This window comes from Paenibacillus sp. EC2-1 (genome assembly GCF_049311625.1).
Classification (GTDB): Bacteria; Bacillota; Bacilli; order Paenibacillales; family Paenibacillaceae; genus Paenibacillus_AQ.
On the sequence record NZ_CP186006.1, the window covers coordinates 1 to 10,000 of the forward strand.

At 44.7% G+C, this 10,000-nt stretch carries 8 protein-coding genes (1 of these 8 cut by a window edge); 7 read left to right on the forward strand and 1 reads right to left on the reverse strand.

The window, feature by feature from the left end:
- The first annotated feature begins 42 nt into the window (after positions 1-42).
- The 6 genes from dnaA (at position 43) to gyrB (ending at position 6,359) form a co-directional block, all read left to right on the forward strand.
- Positions 43-1,389: a chromosomal replication initiator protein DnaA gene (dnaA, locus tag ACK8P5_RS00005; protein ID WP_422658982.1), complete on the forward strand. Its 1,347-nt coding sequence runs from the start codon at positions 43-45 to the stop codon at positions 1,387-1,389.
- Between the two features lie 204 nt (positions 1,390-1,593).
- Complete coding sequence (gene dnaN / locus ACK8P5_RS00010; protein ID WP_422658983.1) at positions 1,594-2,736, forward strand: DNA polymerase III subunit beta; 1,143 nt, start codon at positions 1,594-1,596, stop codon at positions 2,734-2,736.
- Between the two features lie 37 nt (positions 2,737-2,773).
- A complete protein-coding gene (gene yaaA, locus ACK8P5_RS00015; protein WP_422658984.1) occupies positions 2,774-2,989 on the forward strand; it encodes a S4 domain-containing protein YaaA in 216 nt (71 codons plus the stop codon).
- Positions 2,990-3,044: 55 nt separating this feature from the next.
- Positions 3,045-4,157 (forward strand): DNA replication/repair protein RecF, encoded by a 1,113-nt coding sequence (gene recF, locus ACK8P5_RS00020; RefSeq protein WP_422658985.1) that lies wholly within the window; start codon positions 3,045-3,047, stop codon positions 4,155-4,157.
- A 13-nt stretch (positions 4,158-4,170) separates the two neighbouring features.
- Positions 4,171-4,422, forward strand: a complete 252-nt coding sequence (remB, locus tag ACK8P5_RS00025; RefSeq protein ID WP_422661583.1) for an extracellular matrix regulator RemB — start codon at positions 4,171-4,173, stop codon at positions 4,420-4,422.
- 26 nt (positions 4,423-4,448) lie between these two features.
- Positions 4,449-6,359 (forward strand): DNA topoisomerase (ATP-hydrolyzing) subunit B, encoded by a 1,911-nt coding sequence (gyrB, locus tag ACK8P5_RS00030; RefSeq protein ID WP_422658986.1) that lies wholly within the window; start codon positions 4,449-4,451, stop codon positions 6,357-6,359.
- 132 nt (positions 6,360-6,491) lie between these two features.
- Here gyrB and ACK8P5_RS00035 read toward each other — a convergent pair whose 3' ends face one another.
- The gene (locus ACK8P5_RS00035; protein ID WP_422658987.1) at positions 6,492-7,292 is read right to left on the reverse strand and encodes a YheC/YheD family protein; all 801 of its coding nucleotides are present in this window, start codon (positions 7,290-7,292) and stop codon (positions 6,492-6,494) included.
- A gap of 399 nt (positions 7,293-7,691) precedes the next feature.
- On the opposite strand from ACK8P5_RS00035, the gene gyrA reads away from it, so the two are divergent.
- Positions 7,692-10,000, forward strand: the 5' portion of a protein-coding gene (gene gyrA, locus ACK8P5_RS00040) for a DNA gyrase subunit A (RefSeq protein WP_422658988.1). 202 nt of this gene lie beyond the right edge of the window; only the first 2,309 of its 2,511 coding nucleotides appear in the window; the start codon lies at positions 7,692-7,694; its stop codon lies beyond the right edge, outside the window.

A 10,000-nucleotide genomic window follows, 5' to 3' on the forward strand; every position in this document is an offset into this window, starting at 1 on the left:
ATGGCTCTAGCCACATTTGGAAGATTTAAAGGAGTGACAGTTTTGGACAGCCATACTTCCGAATTATGGCAGCAAATATTATCGATTATACAAACCAAGCTGAGCAAACCCAGTTTTGACACTTGGTTTAAAGCCACCAAAGCATTGACGCTGAACGATCACTCCGTTGTCATTTCCGCTCCAACGACTTTTGCCGTGGAATGGCTGGAAAGCAGATATACGAAATTGGTTAGCTCGACGGTATATGAAGTTATGGGCAAGCAGGTAGAAGTACGTTTTGTCATCGAAGAGGCCAAAACGTCCGAACCCACGCCACAGCAGCCGTCTCCGCCTCTTCAAGTATCTAGTGATGAGATTCAGTCACATATGCTTAATCAGAAATATACGTTCGACACCTTCGTCATTGGCTCTGGCAACCGGTTCGCTCATGCTGCCTCGCTTGCCGTGGCCGAAGCTCCGGCGAAGGCTTATAATCCGCTGTTTCTATATGGTGGTGTAGGACTAGGAAAAACGCATCTTATGCATGCAATTGGGCATTATATTCTGGAGCATAATCCGAGCAGTAAAGTGGTGTACATCTCCTCAGAGAAATTCACCAACGAGTTCATTAACTCCATCCGGGATAACCGAGCGGAAAGCTTCCGCAACAAGTACCGGAGCGTCGACATTCTGCTCATAGATGATATTCAGTTTCTAGCGGGTAAGGAATCCACCCAGGAGGAGTTCTTCCATACCTTCAATGCATTGCATGAAGAACGGAAGCAGATCATTATTTCCAGTGACCGCCCTCCAAAAGAAATACCAACGCTTGAAGAACGGCTTCGTTCCCGCTTTGAATGGGGACTGATTACCGATATTCAGCCGCCAGATCTCGAAACACGGATCGCGATTCTTCGTAAAAAGGCGAAAGCCGAGAATCTCGACATCCCGAATGAAGCGATGATGTATATCGCCAATCAAATCGATACTAACATCCGTGAGCTGGAGGGAGCGCTCATACGCGTTGTTGCCTATTCCTCACTCACAAATCAGGATGTAACGACACATCTTGCTGCAGAAGCGCTGAAGGATATCATCCCTTCAAGCCGTCCTCGAATGATTACGATTCAGGACATCCAGCAGAAGGTTGGAGAGTACTACAATCTACGTATGGAAGACTTTAAAGCTCGGAAAAGAACGAAAGCTGTCGCATTTCCGAGGCAGATTGCGATGTACTTGTCCCGCGAATTGACCGACTATTCCCTACCCAAAATCGGAGAGGCATTCGGAGGCCGAGATCATACGACGGTCATTCACGCCCACGAGAAAATATCCCAGTCACTAAAAGCCGATCAAGAACTCTTCAAAGTTGTTAACAATCTTACGGAGAAAATCAAAAATCCAACCTGAACAAGTTCAAAGCCTATGCACAATCTATACACATGTGGATAGGCTTAATTTTATGCCTTTTCTTAGGGTTATCCACATATTCAGTGCCCCTACTACTGATACTATTAATAATTAATAAATATATATCCATAAAGAAGGCGAACAATAACCGGCATAAGCCGGCAATTTAACAACCTTCGTATTTAGCCGCAAGGAGTGAAATTGATGAAGATCAGCATATTAAAAAACGTTTTGAACGAATCCATCCAGCACGTTTCAAAAGCTATTTCAAGCAGAACGACAATTCCGATTTTGAGCGGGATTAAATTAGACGTAAATCACCAAGGTGTGACATTAACCGCAAGCGATACTGACATTTCGATCCAATCATTTATTCCTGCGGAAGATGATAAGCAAACGATCGTTCAAGTAGACAGACCCGGTAGTGTCGTGCTGCCTGCTAAGTTTTTTGTCGAAATTATCAAGAAGCTTCCTTCCCAAGAGGTCCAAATGGAGGTCAAAGAGAACTTCCAGACCTTTATTTCAGCAGGTGCTACTGAAATCCAAATGGTAGGCCTTGATCCGGAAGAATTCCCGGTACTGCCAAGCATTGAGGGTAACCAAACGGTTTCTATTCCTGGAGATTTGCTAAAAAACATGATCAAACAAACCGTGTTTTCCATCTCTACACACGAAACCACACCGATCTTAACAGGTGTACTTTGGAATCTTGCAGATAACGAACTGAAGTTTACAGCGACAGACCGCCACCGTTTGGCAACTCGTTCTGCACAACTGGAAGGAAACGATGATATTAAGTTCAGCAATGTCGTTATTGCTGGTAAGACACTTAATGAGTTGAGCAAAATTGTGCCGGATCAAAATACGCTTGTAGACATCGTTGTCGCAGACAACCAGGTGTTGTTCAAAATCGACCGCGTTTTGTTCTATTCCCGTATTTTGGACGGTATTTATCCGGACACTTCTAGGATTATTCCGACAACACACAAAACAGAACTGATCTTGGACACAAAAAAATTAAGCGAGTCCATCGATCGTGCTTATTTGCTCTCCAAAGAGGAAAAAACGAACATTGTACGTATGCAGACGATGGAGAATGGTGGAGTCGAGATTTCCTCAAGTTCCTCAGAACTTGGTAAAGTACGTGAAGAGATAGAACTAATTGATTTTAAAGGGGAATCTCTTCGAATCTCGTTCAACTCAAAATATATGCTGGATGTGCTGAAAATTATTGAAAGTGAGCAACTCATGATTGCTTTTACCGGCGTAATGAGCCCAATCATCTTGAAGCCGCTTGACGATACCCAGAGCATGTACATCATTTTGCCTTACCGGACGACCAATTAAAGTTATCCCCAGGCTAGGGGGATGAAAGGATCAAATCATGAAACAAATTGTTATCCACAGTGAATATATAAAGCTTGATTCGTTTTTGAAGTTGGCAGATTGCGTATCCACAGGTGGTATGGCAAAAGCTTTGCTGCAAGAAGGAGCGGTAAAGGTCAATGACGAGCTCGAAGAACGACGTGGACGTAAATTGTATCCCGGGGACATTATCAAGGTGGAGGACTGCGGTACCTTTCAGGTCGCTGCGGAGTAAGTAGCCTCCCGTAGCCGCTTAGGCGTTAGAGCGGAAAACGAGGGAGAGGATAAGTTTGTTTGTTAATAACATCAGCCTGCATCATTACCGGAACTATGAATCACTGCAGCTGGAGTCCTTCGGAGATGTAAATCTCATCATTGGACAAAATGCACAGGGCAAAACCAACTTGGTTGAAGCCCTGTTTGTTCTTGCGCTGACCAAAAGTCATCGAACGTCTAAAGACAGAGAACTTATCTCTTTCGAAGCGACCAACTCTCACATATCGGCTGAGGTGGAGAAGAAGTACGGATCACTAAAGCTAGAGCTATCCCTTTCTCCGCAGGGAAAGAAGGCGAAGATTAATGGGCTCGAGCAGCGGAAGCTGAGTGATTTCATCGGGTCGCTGAATGTGGTTATGTTTGCACCTGAGGATCTGGAGATCGTCAAGGGAACACCGGGGGTTCGCCGCCGGTTTCTTGACATGGAGATTGGGCAGGTCACACCTAGCTATCTTTTTCACCTGCAGCAGTATCAGAAAGTGCTCATCCAACGCAATAATCTACTGAAGACACTTTGGGGAAAAAATGCATCAGAACAGGCAATGCTAGACATTTGGAACATCCAACTCGTGGAGCATGGTGTTAAAATCGTCAAGAAGAGGAAACAATTTATAAAAAAGCTTCAAAAGTGGGCAGAGACGATCCATCAAGGCATTACAAATGGGATCGAGGAGCTGCGATTACAGTATCTTCCCTCGTTTGCCGATGGAGAGGAAGAAGATGAAGCTGTCTTATTTGAGTCATTTATGATAAAATTATCACAAATGAAAGAGCAGGAAATTCGGCGCGGTATGACTCTGGCAGGTCCTCATCGAGACGATCTAGCTTTTTATATAAACGGCAAGGAAGTACAAACGTACGGGTCACAGGGCCAGCAGCGGACGACCGCGCTGTCTCTTAAACTGGCAGAAATAGAGCTTATACAAGAGGAAATCGGGGAGTACCCTGTGCTGCTCTTGGACGACGTGCTCTCCGAATTGGATCCCTATCGTCAAACTCAGCTGATTGAAACATTCCAGACGAAGGTGCAGACATTCATCACGGCGACGGGAATTGAAAGTTTGAATACCGACAAATTGAAGGGTGCCAGCATTTTTCATGTCCATAGTGGACAGGTGGGCTCTTAAGGAGTGGATTCGTATATATATTCATTTGGGTGGAGAAAAGATTATCCGATCATCGGAGCTGGTTGGAATTTTTGATGTTTCGATTGAGAAATCATCGAAGATATCCAAGCAGTTTGTCATGCATGCACAGCAGCATAAGGTAGTCGAGCGCATCGGCGAAGAGGATCCTAAATCTATCGTCGTCACGAAGAGTATCGTGTATTACTCCCCGATCTCTTCTGCAACCCTGAAGAAACGAGCAAATATATTTGTTGCTTATGCATAACAGAATCTGTAGAAGTAGGTGAAGGCATGTCTATGAATCAACCAGCTTATGATGAGAATCAGATTCAGGTACTGGAAGGATTAGAAGCCGTAAGGAAACGTCCCGGCATGTATATCGGATCCACTAGTGCCAAGGGTTTGCATCATTTGGTGTGGGAAGTGGTGGACAACAGTATCGATGAAGCTATGGCCGGAATATGCGACCATATTGAGATTTTTGTTCATCCCGATAATAGTATTACTGTCGTCGATAACGGACGGGGGATTCCCGTTGGTGAGAATGCCAAACTAAAGAAATCCACCCTCGAAGTTGTTATGACTGTACTTCATGCCGGTGGTAAGTTTGGCGGCGGAGGATACAAAGTTTCCGGCGGTTTGCATGGTGTTGGTGTTTCCGTCGTAAATGCGCTGTCCAGTAAAGTTGTCGTTCAGGTAAGACGTGACGGACAGATCTATCAACAGGAGTACCATCGTGGTGTTCCTCAGTACGACATTAAGGTTGTTGGTGAAACGGATGATCACGGCACCACCGTAACCTTCCTACCTGATCCAGAGATTTTTACGGAAACGACAGAGTATGAGTACAATACGCTACTTACGCGGGTACGGGAGCTTGCTTTCTTGAACAAAGGCATTGCACTAACCCTCACTGATGAGCGTACAGGGGCTTCTAACTACTTCAAGTACGAAGGCGGAATTATTGAATACGTCAAGTATTTGAACGAGAAGAAGGAAGCACTTCATGAGGAGCCTATTTATGTTGAGGGATCCCGTGACAATATCCAAGTAGAAGTATCGCTGCAATATAACGATAGCTATACAGAGAACATTTATTCCTTCGCGAATAATATTAATACCCACGAGGGTGGTACGCATGAATCAGGATTTAAGAGTGCCCTGACTCGTATCATCAACGACTATGCCCGCAAGACAGGGTTCATCAAAGATAACAGCTCCAATCTGACAGGTGATGATGTTCGTGAAGGATTGACTGCAATTATTTCGGTCAAAATCCCTGAGCCTCAGTTCGAAGGTCAGACGAAGACGAAGCTTGGGAACAGCGAAGTCCGGGGGATTGTAGAGTCCTTGTTCGCTGAGAAGCTGCAGGAATTTCTACAAGAAAACCCATCTGTCTCTCGCCGTATCTTAGAAAAAGCTTTATCAGCATCTCGTGCTCGTGAAGCAGCACGTAAGGCTCGTGAGATGACACGCCGTAAGAGTGCACTTGAAGTAAGTGCTCTTCCTGGTAAGCTGGCTGACTGCTCCTCTAAGGATGCTTCCATCAGTGAGCTGTACATTGTCGAAGGTGATTCTGCCGGTGGCTCTGCGAAGCAGGGACGTGACCGTCACTTCCAAGCGATTCTACCGTTACGTGGTAAAATCCTGAACGTAGAGAAGGCTCGTTTGGATCGCATCTTGTCTAACGCAGAGATTCGAGCCATTATTACCGCTCTAGGTACGGGTATTGGTGATGATTTTGATCTAAGCAAAGCTCGCTATCACAAGATCATCATTATGACCGATGCCGACGTCGATGGTGCACATATTCGTACCTTGCTGCTGACATTCTTCTACCGGTACATGCGGAAGATTGTTGAAGCGGGATACATCTATATCGCACAGCCACCACTCTTCAAGGTAGAACGTAACAAGGTGATCCGCTATGCAGGCTCTGAGAAAGAGCGCGATCAGATCATTGCGGAGTTTGGTGAGAATGCCAAATTTAACGTTCAACGTTATAAAGGTCTTGGTGAGATGAATGCTGGTCAACTGTGGGAAACAACAATGGATCCAGAGAGCCGCACCATGCTGCAAGTAACGATTGACGATGCTATCTTAGCAGACAGTATTTTTGATACGCTAATGGGCGACAATGTTGAACCACGCCGTGATTTCATTCAAGAACATGCGAAGCTTGTTCGTAACCTCGACGTGTAGGCAGCTGGCAACAGAGGCTCAATTTCGAAATAAAAAAAGACAATGAATGCGTCAATTTACACGCTCCACTGTCTTTCAAAGCGTGCAGATCATCTGCACGCTTTTTTTATTGTTTACCTTTGAGAATGACGACTAATTAGCCTTTTTCTTGCTTGATGTATTTCTTCCATATGCATCAGCATATCTCTTTACTTTTTGATAAACCGTTGGATCTTTAAAAAATTTCTTAAAAGGGAAAAGTGCTGGTTTTGTATTTACTTCAAGAATCCATATATTCCATCGGCCATCAATAGCCACGTCCAGCCCAATTTCCTTTAAGTTTGGATAGGATTTTTGAAGTTGAGAAGCGATGTTTACACCGAGTTCATTCAACTCTTCACGAATATTCTCTGCTTCTTCAGAGCTCATATGCTCACTCATCAGCAACTTAAAGTGTTTTACAGTACCGCCGCTATGATGATTTGTTACGATTTTTTGTTTAGCAGCGACTCGGCCTATAATACCGGTACTTTCCCAGCGACCATAAGGAGTCTTCTGTACAAGCACTCGCAGATCGAAAGAACGTCCTTTGTGACGAAGCAAGCGTATTCCCTGTTGAATAAGATATTGCTTTCCCTGACAGAGATTTAAGATCGTTTTATCTAGCTGCTGTAGTGTTGAAAAATGTTCAGTGGTCGTTTCATAGCGAAGCTTATACGTTTTTGATCCAATGGAATTGCCTGATTCAGTGGAGTTAATCGCTTCTACACACATCACACCAATACCGTAAGTGCCCCGGTCCGGCTTTATATAGACGAGTGTATGCGTATCGAGCATTTGTTCGAGTGCATCGAATGAGTAGAGGCGGGTAGCCGGAACATAAGAGGCGAGTCCTTTATTTTTGAGTATCATTTTCGTTTTTGTCCATTTGCTTGAAACGCGTTGTACAGTCAACCATTTTCATCCTTTCCGGTTCCATAGTTATTCAAGTTGAACGAAGCATTCCATTTCGATTTGAAATCATGGAGTATGCGTTACTGTGCCCCGAAAACATAGGACAAGGGAAGCAAACAATGGTATAATATAAAGATGCGAAGATTCGTATTTGTTTATCATGATTTCCGAGAATCCTTTGCCCTGCATTGTATGTGAAAATTAGCGCGGAGGACAGGGCGTTTCCCTAGTTCCGGGCAAAATATACACTTTTTACGCGCGAGATCAGAGCGACGTTTAATTGTGCTCCTTTTGTGAAAGTAATATAATTAAGATTAATGGATTTGCATCGTTGTTCACTATTCTGCTTTTTTCACATAGATCTAGGCATGATTGATAGGAAAATGAAGGAGGTCCAGCATGGCGGAAGAAAATTTCTCCCAAATTAAAGATCGGGACATCGGTACGGAGATGCGTGAATCCTTTATGGATTATGCGATGAGTATCATTGTCAGCCGGGCTCTGCCGGATGTGCGGGACGGATTGAAGCCGGTTCACCGTCGTATTTTGTATGCGATGTCTGAGCTCGGAATGGCCCCGGATAAGCCACATAAGAAATCTGCGAGAATCGTCGGCGAAGTTATCGGTAAGTATCACCCCCATGGTGACTCGGCTGTGTATGAGTCCATGGTGCGGATGGCACAAGACTTCTCCATGCGTTATATGCTCGTAGACGGACATGGTAACTTCGGTTCCATCGACGGCGATATGGCTGCAGCCATGCGTTATACGGAAGCTCGTTTATCCAAAGTAGCCATGGAAATGCTACGTGACATCAATAAAGAGACGATTGATTTTATCCCTAACTATGACGGTGAAGAGCAAGAGCCTGTTGTCCTTCCAGCACGTTACCCGAACCTGCTTGTGAATGGCGTATCTGGTATTGCGGTTGGTATGGCTACCAACATCCCGCCCCATAATCTAGGAGAAGTTATAGACGGTGTACAGGCACTCATCCGGAATCCGGATATTACGCCTATGGAATTGATGGATTATATTCAAGGTCCAGATTTCCCTACTGCCGGCTATATCATCGGTCGTGCGGGTATCCGTCAGGCGTATCAAACAGGTCGCGGTTCTGTAACAATGCGTGCGAAAGCAACAATTGAGGAGAACAATAATAAGGCTAGAATCGTTGTTCACGAGATTCCATATCAGGTGAACAAAGCGCGTCTAGTTGAAAAGATTGCCGAACTTGTTCGCGATAAACGCATTGATGGTATCACCGACCTGCGTGATGAGTCGGATCGTAATGGTATGCGTATCGTTATTGAACTGCGTCGTGACGTCAATCCGAATGTTGTATTGAATAACTTGTACAAACATACTTCAATGCAATCTAATTTCGGCATTAATATGCTCGCTATCGTTAATAATGAGCCTAAAATTCTGAATTTGCGCGATGTACTGTATCATTACTTGGAGCACCAAGTAACCGTAATTCGCCGCCGTACAGAATTTGAACTCAGAAAAGCTGAAGCACGTGCTCATATTCTCGAGGGATTACGTATTGCTCTTGATCATTTGGATGAGGTTATTGCACTGATTCGTGCATCTCAGACAACCGAAGCAGCGCGTGAAGGCCTAATTGAAAGATTTGGTCTCAGTCATGAGCAGGCACAGGCTATTCTGGATATGCGTCTCCAGCGCTTAACAGGCCTGGAACGTGAGAAGATCGAGAATGAATATCAAGAACTCATGAAGAGAATTGCTGAACTGCGTGAAATCCTTGCCGATGAGCAGCTAATTCTGCAGATCATTAGCGAAGAGCTCCAAGAAATTAAAGAGCGCTTTAATGATGAGCGTCGTACAGAAATTACCGTAGGTGAAGACAGCATCCTGGATGAGGACCTGATTCCTCGTGAGGAAGTTATCATTACCATTACTCATACCGGTTACATCAAACGTTTGCCAGCTAATACGTACCGCAGTCAGAAGCGGGGCGGACGTGGTGTTGTAGGAATGGATACGAAGAGCGAAGACTTTGTAGAGCATCTTTTCGTCACGAACTCTCACCATTACCTCATGTTCTTCACGGACAAAGGTAAAGCTTATCGACTGAAAGCATATGAGATTCCAGAGCTCAGCCGGACAGCTCGCGGTACACCAATTATCAACCTGATTCAGATCGAACAGGGTGAGACGGTTAATGCGGTTATCCCAGTTGAGAGCTTTGAGAGTGATAATTACCTGTTCTTTGCGACCTGCCAAGGTGTTGTTAAGAAGACGCCACTTGAGGATTACGTTAACATCCGAAAAGGCGGTTTGATCGCAATCAACCTTCGTGAGGATGATTCCCTGATTGATGTTAAGCTGACCGATGGCCAGCGAGAAATCATCATGGGTACCGCTCATGGTATGTCCATAAGGTTCCAGGAAAGCGATGTGCGTTCGATGGGACGGAGTGCGACAGGTGTTAAAGGTATTACACTTGATAGTGATGATGCGGTTATCGGTATGGATGTAGTCGATAAGGATCTAGATATCCTCATTGTAACGACCAAGGGTTATGGTAAACGGACGCCAGCTGAAGATTATCGTTCACAGACCCGGGGTGGTAAAGGGATTAAAACCATTAATGTCACGGATAAGAATGGTGCTGTAGTTGGATTGAAAGTCGTTAAATCTGAAGAAGATTTGATGATTATAACGTCTAGTGGTACGATCAT

Coding starts and splice junctions, on each gene's coding strand:
- dnaN (WP_422658983.1), top strand. CDS start 1,594: ATGAAGATCAGCATATTAAAAAACGTTTTGAACGAATCCATCCAGCAC.
- yaaA (WP_422658984.1), top strand. CDS start 2,774: ATGAAACAAATTGTTATCCACAGTGAATATATAAAGCTTGATTCGTTT.
- gyrB (WP_422658986.1), top strand. CDS start 4,449: ATGTCTATGAATCAACCAGCTTATGATGAGAATCAGATTCAGGTACTG.